15 protein-coding genes are annotated in these 16,461 nt (G+C 67.2%); 5 read left to right on the forward strand and 10 right to left on the reverse strand.

The window, feature by feature from the left end; translation table 11 throughout:
• Positions 1-19 precede the first annotated feature (19 nt).
• On the forward strand, positions 20-922 hold the full coding sequence (locus JHL17_RS21950) for a S49 family peptidase (protein WP_200196410.1): 903 nt from the start codon (positions 20-22) through the stop codon (positions 920-922).
• Between the two features lie 9 nt (positions 923-931).
• On the opposite strand, the gene oxlT is transcribed toward JHL17_RS21950, so the two are convergent.
• Positions 932-2,227, reverse strand: coding sequence for an oxalate/formate MFS antiporter (gene oxlT / locus JHL17_RS21955; RefSeq protein ID WP_200196412.1), 1,296 nt, complete (start codon positions 2,225-2,227; stop codon positions 932-934).
• Positions 2,228-2,613: 386 nt separating this feature from the next.
• Between oxlT and JHL17_RS21960 the strand changes: the two genes are divergently transcribed.
• Positions 2,614-2,829 carry a hypothetical protein gene (locus tag JHL17_RS21960; protein ID WP_200196414.1) on the forward strand — a complete coding sequence of 72 codons (216 nt, stop codon included), beginning with the start codon at positions 2,614-2,616 and terminating at the stop codon, positions 2,827-2,829.
• Between the two features lie 37 nt (positions 2,830-2,866).
• On the opposite strand, the gene JHL17_RS21965 is transcribed toward JHL17_RS21960, so the two are convergent.
• From JHL17_RS21965 to JHL17_RS21995, 7 genes are all read right to left on the reverse strand, one after another.
• Positions 2,867-3,274 carry a hypothetical protein gene (locus tag JHL17_RS21965; RefSeq protein ID WP_200196416.1) on the reverse strand — a complete coding sequence of 136 codons (408 nt, stop codon included), beginning with the start codon at positions 3,272-3,274 and terminating at the stop codon, positions 2,867-2,869.
• A 180-nt stretch (positions 3,275-3,454) separates the two neighbouring features.
• Complete coding sequence (locus JHL17_RS21970; RefSeq protein WP_200196418.1) at positions 3,455-3,943, reverse strand: YajQ family cyclic di-GMP-binding protein; 489 nt, start codon at positions 3,941-3,943, stop codon at positions 3,455-3,457.
• Between the two features lie 119 nt (positions 3,944-4,062).
• Positions 4,063-5,076, reverse strand: a complete 1,014-nt coding sequence (locus tag JHL17_RS21975; protein ID WP_200196420.1) for a peptide ABC transporter ATP-binding protein — start codon at positions 5,074-5,076, stop codon at positions 4,063-4,065.
• Positions 5,076-6,065, reverse strand: a complete 990-nt coding sequence (locus JHL17_RS21980; RefSeq protein ID WP_200196421.1) for an ABC transporter ATP-binding protein — start codon at positions 6,063-6,065, stop codon at positions 5,076-5,078. Before JHL17_RS21980 ends, JHL17_RS21975 begins: the two co-directional genes overlap by 1 nt.
• 4 nt (positions 6,066-6,069) lie before the next feature.
• Complete coding sequence (locus tag JHL17_RS21985; RefSeq protein WP_200196423.1) at positions 6,070-6,996, reverse strand: ABC transporter permease subunit; 927 nt, start codon at positions 6,994-6,996, stop codon at positions 6,070-6,072.
• Positions 6,997-7,004: 8 nt separating this feature from the next.
• Positions 7,005-8,015 carry an ABC transporter permease subunit gene (locus JHL17_RS21990; RefSeq protein ID WP_200196424.1) on the reverse strand — a complete coding sequence of 337 codons (1,011 nt, stop codon included), beginning with the start codon at positions 8,013-8,015 and terminating at the stop codon, positions 7,005-7,007.
• A gap of 223 nt (positions 8,016-8,238) precedes the next feature.
• Positions 8,239-9,837, reverse strand: coding sequence for an ABC transporter substrate-binding protein (locus JHL17_RS21995; protein ID WP_200196426.1), 1,599 nt, complete (start codon positions 9,835-9,837; stop codon positions 8,239-8,241).
• 394 nt (positions 9,838-10,231) lie between these two features.
• On the opposite strand from JHL17_RS21995, the gene JHL17_RS22000 reads away from it, so the two are divergent.
• Together JHL17_RS22000 and JHL17_RS22005 are read left to right on the forward strand one after the other, a co-directional pair.
• Positions 10,232-11,182, forward strand: a complete 951-nt coding sequence (locus JHL17_RS22000; protein WP_200196427.1) for a DMT family transporter — start codon at positions 10,232-10,234, stop codon at positions 11,180-11,182.
• 72 nt (positions 11,183-11,254) lie between these two features.
• Complete coding sequence (locus tag JHL17_RS22005; protein WP_200196428.1) at positions 11,255-12,121, forward strand: ChbG/HpnK family deacetylase; 867 nt, start codon at positions 11,255-11,257, stop codon at positions 12,119-12,121.
• A gap of 200 nt (positions 12,122-12,321) precedes the next feature.
• Here the strand turns inward: JHL17_RS22005 and JHL17_RS22010 are convergent, their stop codons facing one another.
• Entirely contained in the window at positions 12,322-12,519 is a 198-nt protein-coding gene (locus JHL17_RS22010; RefSeq protein ID WP_200196430.1) for a hypothetical protein, read from the reverse strand.
• 156 nt (positions 12,520-12,675) lie between these two features.
• Here JHL17_RS22010 and JHL17_RS22015 point away from each other — a divergent pair, with 156 nt between their 5' ends.
• Positions 12,676-14,727, forward strand: coding sequence for a methyl-accepting chemotaxis protein (locus JHL17_RS22015; protein ID WP_247893728.1), 2,052 nt, complete (start codon positions 12,676-12,678; stop codon positions 14,725-14,727).
• A 75-nt stretch (positions 14,728-14,802) separates the two neighbouring features.
• Here the strand turns inward: JHL17_RS22015 and JHL17_RS22020 are convergent, their stop codons facing one another.
• Positions 14,803-16,437, reverse strand: coding sequence for an AMP-binding protein (locus tag JHL17_RS22020; protein WP_200196432.1), 1,635 nt, complete (start codon positions 16,435-16,437; stop codon positions 14,803-14,805).
• Positions 16,438-16,461: the final 24 nt, after the last annotated feature.

Below are 16,461 nucleotides of genomic sequence, written 5' to 3' on the forward strand. Positions count from 1 at the left end.
CACTCCCATCTCTGCCGGCATGAGCCTGCAATCCCTCCTCGCCAAACTTCCCTTCGGCCCCTGGCGCAAGGCCGGGCCGCTGGTGTCCGTCGTCCGCCTGACCGGTGTCATCGGCCAGGGTGGCCCGCTGCGGTCCGGCCTGACGCTGGCCGGCGTCGCCCCGCTGCTGGAGCGCGCCTTCGCGCCCAAGGACCAGAAGGCGGTGGCGCTGATCGTCAACTCGCCCGGCGGGTCGCCGGTGCAGTCGGCGCTGATCGCCAAGCGCATCCGCGATCTGGCCGAGGAGAAGAAGCTGCCGGTCTTCGCCTTCTGCGAGGATGCGGCGGCGTCGGGCGGCTATTGGCTGGCCTGTGCGGCGGACGAGATCTGGGCCGACGAAAGCTCCATCCTCGGCTCCATCGGCGTGGTGTCCTCGGGATTCGGGCTGCATGGGCTGATCGAGCGCCACGGCATCGAACGGCGCCTCTACACCGCCGGCGACAAGAAGGTGCTGCTCGATCCCTTCTCGCCCGAGCGCGAGGACGGCGTCGCCCATCTGAAGGCCTTGCAGGCCGACGTGCACGAGGCGTTCAAGGCGATGGTGCGCAGCCGGCGCGGCAGCCGTCTGGTCGGGCCGGAGGAGGAACTGTTCTCCGGCGCCTTCTGGGCCGGGCGCCGGGCGCTGGCCCTTGGGCTGATCGACGGGCTGGGCGACATCCGCTCCGTCCTGCGCGGGCGCTTCGGCGAGAAGCTGCGGTTGCGCGTGGTGCAGCAGGAGCGCGGCATGCTGCGGCGGCTGGGGCTGCGGACTGGGCTGGAGACCGGATACGGCGACGCCCCGGCCTTGGAAGCCGGGGCGCCTGAGGCCTTCGCCGAGGCCCTGGTGGCGGCCGCCCGCACGTCGCTGGACGATTGGGCGGCCCGGGCAAGGCTGGGGCTTTGAGGGCTCCCGTCAGCGCTCCGCGGTCATCGGAGCTGCCTGCAGGCCGTAATCGTCGGCCTGGATGAAGGCGGCGCGCAAGGGCTTGAGCACGAACAGTGCCAGCACCGCAGCCACCAGATTGAAGCTGGCAGCGATGTAGAACACGGCGTGCCACCCGAAATGGCTGGCGATGATGCTGCTGAGCGGCACCAGCAGCGCCGCCGTGCCCTTGGCGGTGTAGAGCATGCCGGCGTTGGTCGCCGCGAACTTCGAGCCGAAAGTGTCGCCGGCGGTGGCCGGGAACAGGCTGTAGATCTCGCCGAAGACGCAGAAGAACATCGCGGTGAAGATGACGAACATCACCGGGTTGCGGCCGAGCTGCGTCACCAGGATGATGGCGAGCGCGGCGATGCCGAAGGCGATGAACATGGTGTTCTCGCGGCCAATGCGGTCGGACACCCAGCCGAAGAAGGGCCGGCCGGCACCGTCCAGGATGCGGTCGATGGAGATCGCCAGCGTCAGCGCCGGCAGGACGAGCCCGAACATGTTGATCGGCGAATCGGCGACGTGGAAGTCATGGGCGATCGGCGCGATCTGGGCCGCCGCCATCAGGCCGCCGGACGCCACCATCACGAACATGACGTAGAGCAACCAGAACACCGGCGTGCGGATGACGCGGGACGGCGGATGGTCGATTTTGGTCTGGGCGAGACCGCTCCGGCGCACCGGGCCGCTCGACTTCGGCGCCTTGCGCAGGAAGAAGGACAGCACGAAGATCACCACGCCCTGCCCGATGCCGAAGACCAGGAAGGCCTGCTCGTAGCCTTGGGCGGCGATCATGTTGGCGATCGGAATGACCGTGGCGCCGGCACCGGCACCGAAGCCGGCGGCGGTGACGCCGGCCGCCAGGCCGCGCTGTTGCGGGAACCATTTCAGCGCGTTGCCGACGCAGGTGCCGTAGACGCAGCCGGCGCCGATGCCGGAGATCACCGCCGCGGTGTAGAGCATCGGCAGCGACGTCGCCTGGCTGTCGATCACCCAGGACCCGCCGACCAGCAGGCTGCCGACCAGCACCACCACCTGGGGGCCGTAGCGGTCGACGAACCAGCCTTCGACCGGGACCAGCCAGGTTTCGGTGAAGACGAAGATGGAAAAAGCGATCTGGATGGCCGCACGTCCCCAGCCATGCTTGGCATCGATGGGATCGACGAACAGCGTCCAGCCATATTGCAGGTTCGCGATCATCGCCATGCACAGCAGGCCGACGCTGAGCTGGAACCATTTGTTGTGCAGAAGACCGCGGTCTTCGGTCGTCTCTGTGGTCATGCCCCAAAGTCCCGTTGAGCGTGGGGGCGCAGGATCCGCAGGCTGTGGCTGTCCGCTGTTGCGGGCCACCCGCATCGCACCGCGTCGAGCGCCGTTCGGAGATGACTGTGCGCTTCAACAATCCGTATTCCAAATACCGGATACCGAATGCGTTATTCTTTTCCACATCGTGGAATGCCTTGAAAAGTCTCGCTTTTTCACGCTGGCAGGCATGCACCTATTGCTTGTCTTGCGAACAGAACTGTCAAGGCAGAGCCATGCGGCGCACACATATTTGAAATACGGTATCTGGTATACAGAATATCTTGTTACGGTGCGGGGACAGGCGCATGATCCGGCCATGTTCAACGGCGCTGACAAGCCGCGCCGCAGCCAGGGGAAATCGCATGATGTCCAGCATCCTGACCCGCCTGTTCGCCGGTTCCGCCACTCTGGCCACCACCGGCTTCGCCCCTGCGGGAGCCGAGTTTCCCGTGGCATTCCCGCACATCGCCCTGCCGGATCTGTTCGCCGGTTTCCGCGCCCGCCATGGCGGCGGCAAGCGCAAGCCGGAGTCGCCGGACGTCGCGCTGTCCTGGGCCGAGTTCGGCCGGGGGTTCTGAGGGGGTTCCTAGCGCTTTTTTTTAAACGCGGCCGGTGTCAGGCCGCCGAGTTCTGGGTCAGCAGGGTGGTCAGCCAGCGGAAGTTGGAGCCGTCGCCATTCTGGATGGCGCTTTCGACCACCTGCATCGCGGTCGCCGGATCCTGCGGATCGGGCACCGGGGACGCGGGATCGGCAGGCATCTCACCCTGCCCATCCTCCTGCGCGAAAAGGGTAACGGCACCGACGCCGAGCCGCACGGACGGCTGGGCATTCGCCACCACGCCCGTGCCGTCGGTGCCGGAGGCGCCCGCCTCCCCCACCCCGTTCAGGGTTTCCAGCATTGCCGCGAACTGGCCGGCCAGCGCACCGGCCTGCCGGGACGCAGGAGTCCCTTTGCGCTCCAGGACGTCTTCCGCCCGGATGCGCATGGCTTGCGTGGCCTCGCTGTTGGCCATCATCGACATGGGACGATCCCCGCGGTTTGTGGCGAACCGCAGGGACACCCGCAAAAATCACGCCACCGACGCAACCGGCGGAACGCAAGCCTTCCGACCAAGCCTGCGACGATTTGGCCGGCAAAAATTACCCAGCCACCCGGCAGAAGTTACCCAGCGGCCGGCAAGCCTTGCCGAACCGAAAGCCTGTCAGTCGCGGAAGTTCTGGTACTGCAACGGCTGCTCGATGCCCAGACGCTTGACCAGGGCGATGGCGTCCTGCAGGTCGTCGCGCTTCTTGCCCGTCACCCGCAATTCGTCGCCCTGGATCGAGACCTGGACCTTCATCTTGCTGTCCTTGATCCCCTTGACGATGGTCTTCGCCAGATCCTGGGCGATGCCCTGCTTGATCGTCACGGTGTGGCGCAGCGCATCGCCCGCGGCGCGCTGCGGCTGGGCGGTGAAGTCCAGCGCCGCGGCATCGAGCTTGCGCCGGGTCACGTAGACTCGCAGCAGTTCCTGCATCTGCGCCAGCTTCGGCGGGTCGTCGGCCAGCAGGACGATCTCATTCTCGGTCCGCTCGACGCTGCATTTCGAGCCCTTGAAGTCGAACCGGGTTTCGATCTCGCGGCGGACGCCGGCGAGGGCGTTGTCGATCTCGTGGACGTCCGTCTCGGACACGATGTCGAACGACGGCATGGCGGCACTCTCCCTGATAGGACGGCTGAGGAACGAATCGGGCCCACCGTAAAGAAGACGGCCGCCGCACTCAACAGCCGCCTTCCGAACGGCCAACCTTCAGACGGTCGCCGCTCCGCTCAGTTCATCTCTTCGGCGTAATGGCAGGCCACCAGCCTTTCGTCGACGGTGCGCAGCGGCGGAACCTCCACGGCACAGCGGTCGGTGGCGAAGGGGCAGCGCTTGTGGAACGCGCAGCCCGGCGGCGGGTTCAGCGGCGACGGCAATTCGCCCTTCGGCACCACCCGGTCGACCCGCAGATCCGCGTTCACCCGCGGCGTCGCCGCCAGCAGAATGCGGGTGTAGGGATGGCGCGGCCGGGTGAACACCACGTCCTTGGCACCATGCTCCACCGGCTTGCCCAGATACATCACCATCAGCGAATCGGCGATGTGCCGCACGACGCTGAGATCGTGGGAGATGAACAGATAGGCGAGGTTCAGCTCCTCCTGCAAATCCATCATCAGGTTCAGCACCTGCGCCTGGATCGACACGTCGAGCGCCGACACCGGCTCGTCGGCGACGACGACGCGCGGGTTCAGCATCAGGGCCCGGGCGATGGCGATGCGCTGGCGCTGGCCGCCGGAGAACATGTGCGGATAGCGGTCTATCTGATCGGGACGCAGGCCGACCTTGCCCATCATCGCCACTGCGCGGTCGCGCCGCTCATGCTTGTCCATGGCGGTGTTGATGACCAGCGGCTCGGTCAGGATCGATCCCACGGTCTTGCGCGGATTCAGCGAGCCGTAGGGGTTCTGGAAGACCATCTGCACCGTGCGGCGCAGCTCCTTCATCTCGGCCGCGCTGCGCCCGACCACGTCGCGGCCGTCATAGAGCAGTTCGCCGGAGGTCGGCGGCTCGATCATGGTGGCGGAGCGGGCGAGCGTCGACTTGCCGCAGCCCGACTCGCCGACCACCGCCAGCGTCTTGCCGGCCTGGAGGCGGAAGGACACGCCGTCCAGAGCCTTCACCGTCGCCATCGGCTTGAAGGCGCCGCGCTTGACCGCATAGTACTTGCGGAGGTCGCGCGCTTCCAGCACGACCGAATTGCCGGCCGCCGCCTCGAAGATGTGGGGTTCGGTCTCGATGCTCATCACAGCGCCTCCCCGGCGGCGGAATAGCCGTCCGGCAGCGGGTAGAAACAGCGGGCGCGCCCGTCGTCCACGTCGAACAGGGCCGGGCGCTCGGCGCGGCAGCGGGCGTCGGCGAAGCGGCAGCGCGGGCTGAACAGGCAGCCGGCCGGCCGGTCGGCGATGCCCGGCACCATGCCGGGAATCGTCGGCAGCCGGCGCTTGCCCAGCGCCCGTTCCGGCAGGGCGTCGAGCAGAGCGCCGGTGTAGGGATGGCGCGGCCGCTCGAACAGGGAGTGGACCGGCCGCGTCTCCGCCACCTGGCCGGCATACATGACGACGACGCGCTGGGCCGTCTCCGCCACCACGCCCATGTCGTGGGTGATCAGGATCAGCGCCATGCCGCGCTCGCGCTGCAGTTGGACCAGCAGGTCGAGGATCTGTTTCTGGATGGTGACGTCCAGCGCCGTCGTCGGCTCGTCCGCGACCAGCAGCCGCGGGTTGCAGGCGATGGCGATGGCGATCATCACGCGCTGGCTCATGCCGCCCGACAGCTGGTGCGGGAAGGCGGACAGCCGGGTTTCCGGGGCCGGGATGCCGACCTGCTCCAGCAGCGCGATGGCGCGGTTGCGCAGCGCCTTGCCGGACAGCCCCTCATGCACCCGCAGCGTCTCCATGATCTGGAAACCGACAGTGAAGCAGGGGTTCAGGCTGGTCATCGGCTCCTGGAAGACCATGGCGACGTCCTTGCCGGTGATCTTCCGGCGCTGGGCGGCGGGCATGGTCAGCAGGTCCTTGCCGGCGAACATCATCCGGTCGGCGACGACCCGGCCGTTGGAGCCGAGCAGCCCCATCACGGCCAGCGAGGTGACGGACTTGCCGGAGCCGGATTCGCCGACGATGCCGACGACCTCGCCCTCGTCCACGGTCAGGTCGATGCCGTCCACCGCGCGGAAGGTGCCGGCGCGGGTGGTGAACTCGACCGACAGGTTCTTGATGTCGAGAAGAGGCATGGGGTCAACGCTTCAGCTTGGGGTCGAGCGCGTCGCGAAGACCGTCGCCCAACAGATTGAAGGCCAGCACGGTCACCAGGATGGCGATGCCGGGCCAAGTCACGACCCAGGGGGCGCGCTGGAGGAACTGCAGCGAGGAGGCCAGCATGGTGCCCCATTCCGGCGTCGGCGGCTGCGCCCCGAGGCCGAGGAAGCCCAGCGCGGCGGCGTCGAGGATGGCGGTGGAGAAGCCCAGCGTCGCCTGCACGATCAGCGGGGCGACGCAGTTCGGCAGAACCACGATCAGCATCAGGCGCAGTGGCCCGGCCCCGGCGACGCGCGAGGCGACGACATAGTCCTTGTTCACCTCCGCCAGCACGGCGGCGCGGGTCAGACGGGCATAGTGCGGGATCACCACCACCGACACCGCCAGCATGGCGTTCACCAGCCCCGGCCCGAGGATGGCGGCCACCACCACCGCCAGCAGCAGCGACGGCAGCGCCAGCAGGATGTCCATGGCGCGCATGATCAGCACGTCGGCCATGCCGCCGAAGAAGCCGGCGAGCAGCCCCAGCCCCAGCCCGACGGCCAGCGACAGGGTCACGACGATCAGGCCGATCATCATCGACAGCCGGGCGCCGAACATCAGGCGGGACAGCATGTCGCGGCCGATGTCGTCGGTGCCCAGGATGTAGCTCCAGGTCCCGCCCTCCTGCCAGACCGGCGGGGTCAGGATGGCGTCGCGGTATTGGATGTCGGGATCGTGCGGGGCGATGACGCCGGCGAAGATGGCGATCAGCGCGATCAGCGCGATCACCACCAGACCGCCCAGCGCGCCCTTGTTCTGCTTGAAGTGATACCAGAACTCGGCCAGCGGATGCGGCGGGCGCGACACGGCGATGACGGGCTCTGGGGCGGCGGGTTCTGTGTTGGTCGAGGTTTCAGCGGACATGTTCGGCCTCACCGCGCGTGACGGATGCGGGGGTTGAGGACGCCGTACAGCACGTCCACCAGCAGATTGACCAGGATCACCGAGGTGGCGATCAGCAGGACGCCGCCCTGCAAAGCCGGATAGTCGCGGCGGTTGATCGATTCGATCAGCCATTTGCCGACGCCCGGCCAGGAGAAGATGGTCTCGGTCAGGATGGCGCCGCCCAGCAGCGTGCCGACCTGCAGGCCGATGACGGTCACCACCGGGATCAGCGCGTTGCGCAGCGCATGCATGCCGATGACCCGGCCGCTGGCCAGCCCCTTGGCGCGGGCGGTGCGAATGTAGTCCTCGCCCAGCACCTCCAGCATGGCCGAGCGGGTCATGCGCGCCACCACGGCGAGCGGCACGGTGCCCAGCACGATGGTCGGCAGGATCAGGTGCGACAGCGCGGAGCGGAAAGCGTCGTAATCGCCGGCCATCAGCGTGTCGATCAGCATGAAGCCGGTCACCGGCTCCACATAATAGACAAGATCCAGGCGGCCGGACACCGGGGTCCAGCCCAGCGCGACCGAGAAGAACAGGATCAGCAGCAGGCCCCACCAGAAGATCGGCATCGAATAGCCGGTCAGGCTGGCGCCCATCACGCCATGGTCGAACAGCGATCCGCGCTTCACCGCCGCCAGGATGCCGGCCGGCAGCCCCACCAGCGTCGCGAACAGCATGGCGCACAGCGCCAGTTCCAGCGTCGCCGGAAACAGGGTGATGAATTCGCTCAGCACCGAATTGTGGGTGACCAGCGAGAGGCCGAAATCACCCGACAGCACGTTGCCGACATAATCGAGGAACTGTTGCCAGAGCGATTGGTCGAGACCCAGCTCGTGGCGGAGCGCGGCCAGCCGATCGGGCGCGATACCCCGTTCGCCGACGCGCACCTCGATGGGGTCGCCGGGAACCAGCCGGATCAGGATGAAGGTCAGAAAGGTGATGCCGAGAAAGGTCGGAATCACCAAGCTCACCCGCGTCAGGATGAAGCGAAGCATCGACGGGTACTCGTTTTTTAAAACTGCGATTAAAACTGGAACGGAGCGCCGACCTGGCGACGCCCCGTTCCGTCAGGGGCACCTGCCCCAATTCCGGCCCGTCCCCGCTTGCGCGGAGACGGGCATGTCATTCGCTTCGAACAGGCGGGAGCAGGCAACCCATACCCCCGCCTTGCCGCTACACCACACCGCGCCCGCGCTTTCAGCGCAGGCGCGTTCCGCATCACTTCAGGTCGACGCCTTCGAAGCGATGGATGCCGAACGGATCCATCTTGTAGCCGACGACGTTCTTGGCGAGCCCCATGTAAACCACCGAGTGGGCGATGGTGTACCAGGGAGCCTCTTCCTTGAAGATGACCTGCGACTGTTCGTACAGCTTGGTGCGCGCGGCGATGTCGGTGGTGCGCTTGGCCTGGACGACGAGATCGTCGAACTCCTTGTTGCACCACTTCGACAGGTTGTTGCCGCCCGGACGCGCCGCCTCGCAGCCCAACAGGGTGTAGAGGAAGTTGTCGGGGTCGCCGTTGTCGCCGGTCCAGCCGAGCATGCCCATCTGGTGCTCGCCCTGCTGCATCCGCTTGCGGTATTCACCCCACTCGTACTGGACGATCTTCGCCTTGATGCCGACCTTGGCCAGATCGGCCTGCATCATCTCGGCGATGCGCTTGGCGTTGGGGTTGTAGGGACGCTGCACCGGCATCGCCCACAAATCGGTCTCGAAGCCGTTGGGGTAGCCGGCATCGGCGAGCAGCTTCTTGGCGCGCTCGACGTCGTAGGGATAATCCTCGATCGCGTCGTTGTACGACCACATGGTCGGCGGGATCGGGTTCTTGGCCGGGACGCCGGCGGCCTGATAGACCGCGGAGACCATCGACTTCTTGTCCATCGCCATGCTGACGGCGCGGCGGACGCGGACGTCGTCGAACGGCTTCTTCGTCACGTTGAAGGACACGTAGCCGACGTTCAGGCCTTCCTGCTCCTGGACGACGATGGACGTATCCTTCTTCATGCCGTCGATGTCGGCCGGGTTCGGATACGGCATCACCTGGCATTCGTTGGCCTTCAGCTTGGCCAGACGAACCGCCGCATCGGGCGTGATCGCGAAGACGAGGTTGTCGAGCGGCTGCTTGCCGCCCCAATACTGCTCGAACGCCTTGTAGCGGACGACGGCGTCCTTCTGGTAGGCGACGAACTGGAACGGGCCGGTTCCGACCGGAACCTGGTCCAGCTTCTCCGGCGTTCCCTTCTTCAGCAGCATCGCGCCGTATTCGGCCGACATGATCGGCGCGAACGGCATGGCGAGGTTGGCCAGGAACGGCGCCTCGACCGCGTTCAGCGTGAACTTGACCGTCAGGTCGTCGACCTTCTCGATCGACTTCAACAGCTTGGGCATCGCCATGTCGTTGAAGTAGTCGTAGGCGCCGCCCGACACCTTGTGGAAGGGATGGTCCGGCTTCCACTGGCGTTCGAACGAGAAGATCACGTCGTCGGCGTTGGCGTCGCGGGTCGGCTTGAAATCGCCGACGCTGTGCCACTTGGCACCGGCACGCAGCTTGAAGGTGTAGACCAGGCCATCGTCGGAGATGGTCCAGGACTCGGCCAGGCCGGGAACGACCTTGGTGCCGCCATGCTCGAACTGGACGAGGTTGTTGTAGACCGGGAGGGCAACGTCGAAGCTGGTGCCGGTCGTGTTCAACATCGGGTTGAAGTTTTCAGGGCTACCCTCGGAACAATAAACAAGGGTCTTCGCCGCCTGGGCCGGCGCCGACAGCGCCAGCGCCGCGGCCATACCAAGCCCGGCACCCAGCAGGATGCGCTTCATTCGTCTTGCCTCCCAATTCCGGTTGGAGCGTACGGAAATTTGCCAGAACGCCTTTGGAAATAGCGCCGACATTTGGCGCGTGCCGTAGGCACCTGTCAACGCCAACATGCATACGTGGCTATACCGTGGCGCAGGGCACAATTCGTAGCGCCGATACGTCGATATGGATACATTTTCGGCCCCGAAAACGAAACAGTTGCAAAGCCAACCATCAGGTTGACCGAATCGACAGCTCCCTGCCCCTGCGACTCAGGCTATCCGGGTGGACAATTCCGGCAATGCGCGCAGCCGATCGGGAGCGGGCGGAAGGACGGCTGCCATGCACACCCGCCGTGAAGGCCGGCATCGAACGCTATGCTAGGCTGGGTTGCACCTGTCATGGAACCCTTTTTCGATGCCCTCTTCGATCCTGCCGCCCGCCCTGCGAACCGGTCCGCTGGCCGCCTACGGCCTCTACATCGTCGGCTCGGCGCTGCTGGCTTCCAACCCGGTGGTCGGGCGGGCGGCGGCGCATGTGGTCCCGCCGATCGGGCTGGCTTTCTGGCGTTGGCTGATCGCCTTTCTGATCGTGCTGCCCTTCGCCCTGCCGGGGTTGCTGGCCCACCGCGGCCAATTGAAGGCGCAATGGCGGCGCTACCTGTTGCTGGGCGTGCTGGGCCAGGGGATTTCCGGCGCCATCGTCTATTACGGGCTGGAACGGACCAGCGCCACCAACGCCAGCCTGATCTATGCCACCAGTCCCGCGATGATCCTGGCGCTGGCTGCCGTCTGGCTGGGCGACGCAATCAGCGTGCGGCAGGTGCTGGGCATCCTGCTGGCGATGGCCGGCGTGCTGGTGATCCTCGTCCGCGGCGACCCGCAGGCCCTGCTGCACCTGTCCTTCAATGGCGGCGACCTGCTGGTGCTGGCCGGTGCCGTGTCCTGGGCGGTCTACACCATCCTGCTGCGGCAATCGGGCACACCCCTGCCGGTGGTCACCGCCTTCGCCGCGAATGCCTTCGCCGGCGTGCTGGTGCTGGCGCCTTTCTATGCCTGGGAGACGGTAGCCGTGCGACCGGTCCCGGTCTCGGTCTCCACCGTGCTGTCGATCATCGGGGTGGCGCTGTTCGCCTCGGTCCTGGCGCTGCTCGCCTACCAGAAGACCATCGTGATGATGGGGGCTGCGCGCGCCTCCACCGCGCTCTACGTGTCGCCGTTGTGGGCGGCGCTGGCCTCCTGGCTTCTCCTGGCCGAACCGCTGCAAGGCTTTCACCTGATGGGCGTGCTGCTGGTTCTGCCCGGCGTGATGCTGGCCACCCTGCCTGCCCGGAAGCCGGCGGCCGAACCGGCGACCGAAGCCGCTTGATCGACGCCGCTTGATCGACAGGGCCCGCCCGCCCATCTTGGCCGGACACCCGTATCCCGCTCCCGTCCGGCCATGCTCCAAACCGCCCTCACTCCGCTGCTGCTCTGTGCCGACGATTACGGGTTGGCGCCCGGCGTCAATGCCGCCATCCGCGATCTGATCGCCCGCGGGCGACTGACCGCCACCTCGGTCATGAGCCTCTGCCCGCATTGGCGGAGCGGAGCGGATGCGCTACACGAGCTGAAGGACAAGGCCGATGTCGGGCTGCATTTCACCCTGACCGACCAACCGCCGCTGGGGCCCATGCCGACACTGGCACCGGATGGGCGGCTGCCGCCGCTGGGACGGCTGATGGGCTGGGCCTATCGTGGGAAACTGAACGGCCCGGCCGCAAGGTCCGAGATCCGCGACGAGCTGGCGCGCCAGATCGCCGCCTTCACCGACGCCTGGGGCGGACCGCCCGACTATATCGACGGCCATCAGCATATCCATCAGTTGCCCGGCGTGCGTGACGCCGTGGTGGAGGTGCTGGCAGCATTGCCCGGCGCCTATGTCCGGCTGTGCGGGGAGCCGGTGGCGGCGGTTCTGCGCCGGGGCGTGGCGATGCCGAAGACCTTGCTGATCGGCGGACTTGGTGGCGGGCTGGCACGCATGGCGCGGACCCGCGGCGTTCCGGCCAATGACCGCTTCGCCGGAGTCTACGACTTCGCCGGCAACCGCCCCTTCGCCGAGCTGATGCCGCGCTTCCTGGACGGGATCGGCGGCCGGACCCTGGTGATGGTCCATCCCGGCCTGCCGGACGAGGAGTTGCGGCGCGTCGACAGTCTGGTCGAACCGCGACGCGCCGAATACGACTATCTGGGCGGGCCGGCCTTCGCCGCCCTGTTGGAAGCGCGCAACATCCGGCTGACCCGCTTCGCCGGCTTTCCACGGTCGTGAGGGGACGCTTCTCCGCGTCCTTCGACGGCTGCGCACCCGGCGCCATCACGGGCGCTGATTTCCGCTATCAGAACAGATTATTTGCTCTGCCGGGCATTTGCGGGATTAGCTGACGACCGCTCCCTCTTCACGGCGGGACCTTCTGAGCCATTGGGACTGGGCAAGACAGTTCAATGAACCTCCGGGCTCTGGAGCGTCATTCAGAGGCACTCTTCCGGTTCATGGCAAAAATCTGGTAAAAACGGCGTATTTAACCAAATAACTCCGACAAAATATCGCAGTAAACAGGCATCGAGCTTAGAGATTAATAAATGTTTTGTCAACGAGTTGTTAATATATTTCATCATATGTAAGTAATTGATGGCTTGGTTTGCAAAGGCTTGGCCCAGTTTTTTCATGCGCTGCATTCTCCGGATAAATCTCCAGGATCACTGCGCCCCGTCGGCTCTGCCGAACGGCATGCCTTGACCAACCGGGAGCCGACATCCTGAACGAGCCGCGCCAGGAGGGGGTTCATGAGGATCAGGGGCGTTTTTCTTTCGTGTGTCCTGGCCATGGCGACGGTGGCCGGCACGGTTTCGGCAACCTTCGTGGCCGGCGAATGGGGCAGCTACCGGCGGGCCGTCGATGCCGGTGCGCTGTCCGAAGCCATGGGTGCGGTGCTGCGCCTCACGGAAAAGCTCGTGCTGAGCCGGGGCGTCCAGAACGGTATCCTTCTCGCCGAGGCGCCCGCGAACGATGAAGGCCGGACCAAGATCGCCGGAGTCCGGAGCGCGATCGCCGAAGCACTGGCGGACGCGCAACGGACGGTGGACAAGGCGGAGTATCCCGACCGGCGAGCCGCCGGCGATACGCTGCGGGCCATGGACACGGCCCTGACGGCACTCTACGCCGAGGTGGATGCCCAGATCGTCCGTCCGAAAGCAGGCCGCGATCAGATCTTCGTCAAGGGCTTCGGCGACCGCATCGTGTCCCTGGTGAAGACTCTCGGTGGGGTCTCCAATGGGCTCGAAGGCGCCATCGCCGCCGCGGATCCGACCATCGCGCGGTTCGCCGGCGTCGCCCGCCTGTCCTGGGACATGCGCGAGGCCGGCGGACGACGCGTCGCCATCTTCACCACGGTGATCGGCGCCCAGCGCCCGTTGAGCACCGCCGAGATCGAATTGGCGGCCGGGTTGGCGGGGGAAACGCGCCACGCCTGGGCTCGGCTTCAAGCCACCGCGGCCGAGATCGGTGAGGCTTCGGACCTTGATAAGGCGATGAAAGGCACCGAGACCACCTTCTTCGGCGATACCGACTCCCTGATTGCGGATCTCACCGCCAAGGGGCGCAGCGGCAGCGATTACGGCATCTCCTTCCAGGACGCATGGTCCCGCCTCGTCGGCGGCGTCCAGACGGCGTTGGCGGTGCGGGACGCCGCCATCCGGCAGGCGATGGCGCAGGCGGAAACCGCACGCGGCGCGGCGTTCCTGCGTTTGCTGCTCGCCGTCGGCGCTCTTGTCATGGTGATCCTCACCGTGGTCGGCATCGCCATCCTCATCGGCCGGCGCATCGTCGACCCGCTGGTCGGCATGACCGCCGTGCTGAGCCAACTGGCCCGGGGCGAGCGCGACGTGACGGTGCCGGCACGCGGCCGCACCGACGAGATCGGCGAAATCGCCGCCGCGGTGGAAGCCCTCCGCGTCACGGCGAAGGAAGCCGACCGGCTCGCCGCCGAACAGGCCGGCGAACAGGCCCGGCGTCAGGAGCGGACGCGTGTGGTGGAGGCGGCGATCACCGACTTCGACAGATCGGTCGTCACCATTCTCTCCACCATGGACGCCGCGGCGGTGGATCTCGATGGGACGGCGAACACCATGACCGCCGTCGCCGACGAGGCCGGCCGGCAGGCGGCGGCAACGGTGTCGACGGCTCAGGACACCGCGGTGACCGTGCAGGCCATCGCATCGGCGGCGGAGGAGATGGCCTGCTCGATCCAGGAGATCAGCCGTCAGGTGAGCGGGTCCAACGAGATCGCCTCGACCGCCCTGTCACAGGCGCAGGAGACCACCCGGTCCGTGCTGCACCTGACCGATGCGGCGGCCCGGATCGGCGAAGTGGTCAAACTCATCCAGGACATCGCCGGCCAGACCAACCTCCTCGCGCTCAACGCCACCATCGAGGCGGCGCGGGCCGGCGAGGCCGGCAAGGGCTTTGCCGTCGTGGCCTCGGAAGTGAAGGCCTTGGCCAATCAGACCGGGAAGGCCACCGAGGACATCGCGGCGCAGATCGCGGCCGTCCAGGCGGCGACGCAGGCGACCAGCACGGCGATCGAGGGGATCGGCAAGACCATCACCAGCATCAACGAGACGACGGCGACCATCGCCGCGGCGGTCGAGGAGCAGACGGCCACGACCGGGGAGATCACCCGCAACGTGCAGCAGGCCGCGCACAGCACGACCCTGGTCAGCCACAACATCGCCGACATGACCCAGACCGTGGCACGGTCCAGCGCCGCGGGCGCGCAGGTGACCGGCGCGTCGGGCGCGCTGGCACGGCAAGCCACCGAGCTCCGCAGGGAGGTCGAAACCTTCTTCGCCAGCATCCGCTCGTCCAGCGCCGGCTGACGGCCTGTGCGGACGCCGTTGCCCCCACTCGCGAGGGCAACGGCGGCTCGCACTCAAGGACCCTTATCCGGCTCCTTATTCGGCATCGTCCGGCTGCCACGCGCGCCGGCGCAGCTTGAAGCGCTGGACCTTGCCGGTCTCCGTCCGCGGCAGGGCGTCGAGGAACTCGACCGCCCGCGGGTACTTGTAGGGGGCGATGTGATCCTTGACGAAGCTCTGCAACTCTTCCGCCAGATGCTCGTCGGGACGGACATCGTCGCGCAGCACGACGAAAGCCTTGGGGATGGTGCCGCGCACCGGGTCGGGAGCGGCGATCACCGCGCATTCCTGCACCGCCTCATGGCTCAGCAGGATGTTCTCGACCTCCAGGCCGGAGATCTTGTAGCCGGCCGAGACGATCAGGTCGTCGGTGCGGGCATGATACCAGAAGAAGCCGTCCTCATCGACGTGGAAGGCATCGCCGGTCAGGTTCCAGCCCTGCTGGACGTAGCTTTCCTGCCTGGGATCGTCGAGATAGAGGCAGCCGGTCGCCCCGCGCACCGCCAACCGCCCGACCTGGCCGGGGGGAAGCCGGCGGAACTGGTCGTCGACCACCATCGCCTCATAGCCCGGCACCGGCTTGCCGGTGGAGCCCGGCCGCACGTCGCCGGGCACGGCATGCAGCACGGCGTTCAGCAACTCGGTGGTGCCCAGGCTATCGAGGATCTCGAGCCCGGTGGCGTCGCGCCAGCCTTCGAAGGTCTGCTGCGGCAGCGGCTCGCCGGCCGAGACGCAGAGCCGCAGGGACGCCAGCCCCTTCACCAGAGCCGGGTTCTCGGCCATCCGGCCGATCATGCCGCGGTAGACGGTGGGCACGGTGAACATCACCGTCGCCTTGTGGCGGGTGGCGGCCTCCAGCAGCCGGTCGGCGGTGCCGCGCTCCAGCAGGATGACCGAGGCGCCGATGCGCAGCGGGAACAGCAGAAGCCCGCCCAGCCCATAGGCGAAGGCCAGCGTCGGCGAGCCGCAGAACACGTCGCTGGCCGTCGTCCCCAGCACCGAGCGCGGCGACAGGTCGGAAATCGCCAGCAGATGACGGTGCAGATGGGCCGCGGCCTTCGGCGTGCCGGTGGTGCCGGAGGTGAAGGCGATCAGCGCGACATCGTCCTGCGCCGTGTCGGCGGCCCGGAACCCGGCGGGCTTGGTGGCGATGCGGTGTTCCAGCTCGCCGTCGCGGAAGCCGACGATGCGCAGCGACGGCAGCGCCGCCTCTTCCAGATCGTCGAGGAAATGGGTGTCGCACAGCGCCATGTCGATGGCGGCGCGCTTCAGCACGTCGGCCAGTTCGGGCGCGCGCAGCAGCGGCATGGTCGGCACCAGGACGCCGCCGGCCTTGATGACCGCCAGCCAGCAGGCGGCCAGCATCGGCGTGTTGGGGCCGCGCAGCAGGACGCGGTTGCCGGTGACCAGCCCGTAATCCTCGGTCAGGACGCGGGCGATGCGGTCGACGGTGTCGCGCAACCGGCCATAGCTCCACACCTCGCCGTCGCCGCCGATCAGGCAGGGACGCTCGTCCCAGCCGCGCTCGCGCCAGCCGTCGATCAGCGCGGAGACGGCGTTGAGCCGCCGGGGATATTGCAGTTCGGGACGTTCGAGGATCAGGTCGGGGCGCTGGGCCGGTGCCGGCAGCCGGTCGCGGGTGAAACTGTCCAGATGCCCGGATGACGTCATGCGCGGCGTTGCCTCCCCCCGCTG

This window comes from Azospirillum endophyticum (assembly GCF_016595245.1).
GTDB lineage: Bacteria > Pseudomonadota > Alphaproteobacteria > Azospirillales > Azospirillaceae > Azospirillum > Azospirillum endophyticum.

Bases quoted from the DNA above. Each gene is read 5' to 3' on its own strand.
- JHL17_RS21950 (WP_200196410.1), top strand. From the start codon at position 20: ATGAGCCTGCAATCCCTCCTCGCCAAACTTCCCTTCGGCCCCTGGCGC.
- oxlT (WP_200196412.1), bottom strand. From the start codon at position 2,227: ATGACCACAGAGACGACCGAAGACCGCGGTCTTCTGCACAACAAATGG.
- JHL17_RS21960 (WP_200196414.1), top strand. From the start codon at position 2,614: ATGATGTCCAGCATCCTGACCCGCCTGTTCGCCGGTTCCGCCACTCTG.
- JHL17_RS21965 (WP_200196416.1), bottom strand. From the start codon at position 3,274: ATGTCGATGATGGCCAACAGCGAGGCCACGCAAGCCATGCGCATCCGG.
- JHL17_RS21970 (WP_200196418.1), bottom strand. From the start codon at position 3,943: ATGCCGTCGTTCGACATCGTGTCCGAGACGGACGTCCACGAGATCGAC.
- JHL17_RS21975 (WP_200196420.1), bottom strand. From the start codon at position 5,076: ATGAGCATCGAGACCGAACCCCACATCTTCGAGGCGGCGGCCGGCAAT.
- JHL17_RS21980 (WP_200196421.1), bottom strand. From the start codon at position 6,065: ATGCCTCTTCTCGACATCAAGAACCTGTCGGTCGAGTTCACCACCCGC.
- JHL17_RS21985 (WP_200196423.1), bottom strand. From the start codon at position 6,996: ATGTCCGCTGAAACCTCGACCAACACAGAACCCGCCGCCCCAGAGCCC.
- JHL17_RS21990 (WP_200196424.1), bottom strand. From the start codon at position 8,015: ATGCTTCGCTTCATCCTGACGCGGGTGAGCTTGGTGATTCCGACCTTT.
- JHL17_RS21995 (WP_200196426.1), bottom strand. From the start codon at position 9,837: ATGAAGCGCATCCTGCTGGGTGCCGGGCTTGGTATGGCCGCGGCGCTG.
- JHL17_RS22000 (WP_200196427.1), top strand. From the start codon at position 10,232: ATGCCCTCTTCGATCCTGCCGCCCGCCCTGCGAACCGGTCCGCTGGCC.
- JHL17_RS22005 (WP_200196428.1), top strand. From the start codon at position 11,255: ATGCTCCAAACCGCCCTCACTCCGCTGCTGCTCTGTGCCGACGATTAC.
- JHL17_RS22010 (WP_200196430.1), bottom strand. From the start codon at position 12,519: ATGAAAAAACTGGGCCAAGCCTTTGCAAACCAAGCCATCAATTACTTA.
- JHL17_RS22015 (WP_247893728.1), top strand. From the start codon at position 12,676: ATGGCGACGGTGGCCGGCACGGTTTCGGCAACCTTCGTGGCCGGCGAA.
- JHL17_RS22020 (WP_200196432.1), bottom strand. From the start codon at position 16,437: ATGACGTCATCCGGGCATCTGGACAGTTTCACCCGCGACCGGCTGCCG.